A 1986-nucleotide genomic window follows, 5' to 3' on the forward strand; every position below is an offset into this window, starting at 1 on the left:
CTATACATGCCGATAATGGACTCTTCAAGCTTATCGCTCATGCGCTGACCTTTGGGTATTAACTGCGGCTCAATCCCGATAGCTATCGGGACGCTGTTACGATCTCTGGGAATGTTGAGCACCATGTCACCCAGGGACTGGGTTTTTACCTTTTTGGGGTAGGTGCCATTACGGCTATTACCGGTATTGTTGCCATCTTTGGCATGCTTCTCATAACCGAGGTGGCTGTCAAGTTCGGCTTGTAACATTTGCTCTACGCCCTGCTTGTAGAGCTCACTAAAAAATGATTGAAAATCTTCTTTGCTTGTAAATTGCTTGAAGAAATCTTTGGGTAGTTTGTTGTCCTGTTCCATAAAACTGTATTTAAAGTTAAAAAATCCGGGCCAAAGGGCCGGCCGCAACCCGTGCAGGTTCGCTTCGTTCGGCTACGCTACGCTCCGCCTCACTTCGCTTCTCCTGCACGGTGGTTAACTCTCTTATACAGTTACTTAATAGCTATTTACACAAAGAACTAAACACTACCCTATTAATTGATCATTTTTCTTTTCATCAGCTAATATTTTGTACTCAGCAGGCGTAAGATTACCAAGTGATTCACGTGACCTTTTATGATTATATTCTTCCATCCACTCGTGTGTTAGTTCCCTTACCTGGTAAAGATCAAAGAACAGATAAGCATCTAATATAGCTTCCCGGTAAAGACGATTAAAACGTTCGATGTACCCGTTCTGCATAGGCCTTCCGGGCTGGATATATTGAATATGGATTCCTTTTTCTTTAGCCCATAATTCAAAGTCTTTTGAAGTAAACTCAGGACCATTATCCACTCTTATAATCTCTGGCATCCCATTGATCTCAATGACCCTGTCCAATGTCCTGATCACCCGTTTTGAAGATAGGGATGTGTCCACTTCAATCGCCAATACCTCCCTGCTACAATCATCCATTACATTGAATGTTCTGAACTTACGATTGCCGGTCATGCTATCACTCATAAAATCCATGCTCCATGTTTTGTTCACCTCTGTTTGTTGCTGTAATGGTTGTTTTACCCGTGCGGGTAACCGTCTTTTCCCTTTTCGTTTCTTGTTAAGCTTTAATAACTTATAAACACGATACACCCGCTTGTGATTCCAGCCCTTGCCTGAACGGCGTAAATAAGCAAAGAGCTTTCTAAACCCATACGATGGATGGGCAAAGGCCAACTCTTGTAAGGCTTCTATTACGGCTGAATCATCCTTTACAGACGCATAATAATACTGAGAACGTGGTAATGAAACTATTTTGCAGGCCCGGCTCACCGGTATTTTCCGCTCTCTCACAAGCTCCTCGCTTAGTTGCCTTTTGGTGGCAGGGCCCAGCCTTTTTTTGTGAACAAATCCCGCAATATCTCATTATCCATGGCCAGGTTGGCATACATGCGTTTTAACCGGGCATTCTCCTCTTCCAGCTCTTTTATACGCTTTACCTCAGAAGCTTCCATACCCCCATACTTACTCTTCCAATTGTAGAATGTCGCTTCAGATATGCCCAACTCGCGGCAGAGTTCTTTGGTGGGAATACCCCCTTCCTGGCGCTTTAATGCAGAAACAATTTGGGTCTCTGTAAATCTTGTCTTTTTCATTTTTTACAGTTTAAAATTATTAAATATTTCCAATTTTAAACTGTCCGCTTTTTAGGGATATTTACAAATAAGCCTCACTTTGGAGCAAAATTTGCTAAAAGTCCTTAACTAAAAAACTAAAAATAATCTACGATATTATCGTAGATTGTGAACACTTTTATAATTTTCAGGAATACCCTATGTAGAGATCTAGACTTTGATTGACAGTTTTTAAATTGTGAATCAAAGGTCAACAAATGAGAACAATCTGACATTCGAAAGGGTGTTCCCGAAAATTAAAAGATAGTCGTTGTACGATTATTTTCGTACATTAAGAGAGGGTGTCAAATTCATCATTTGTTTGTTGGGTGAGTATTTTTACT

General features: G+C 40.9%; 2 protein-coding genes. Both read right to left on the minus strand.

Annotation, left to right across the window (positions count from 1 at the left end; translation table 11 throughout):
• Positions 1–353, minus strand: a 353-nt coding sequence (locus tag ACYVBM_RS19520) for a transposase (protein ID WP_460687383.1), incomplete at its 3' end; no start/stop codon positions are given.
• A 165-nt stretch (positions 354–518) separates the two neighbouring features.
• Positions 519–1624, minus strand: a protein-coding gene (locus ACYVBM_RS19525; RefSeq protein ID WP_460687384.1) for an IS3 family transposase whose coding sequence is annotated in 2 segments (ribosomal slippage) — positions 519–1378 and positions 1378–1624 — 1107 coding nt in all. Because the reading frame shifts where the segments join, the coding sequence is not laid out codon by codon here.
• Positions 1625–1986 lie beyond the last annotated feature (362 nt).

It is taken from the genome of Niabella aquatica (assembly GCF_054779315.1).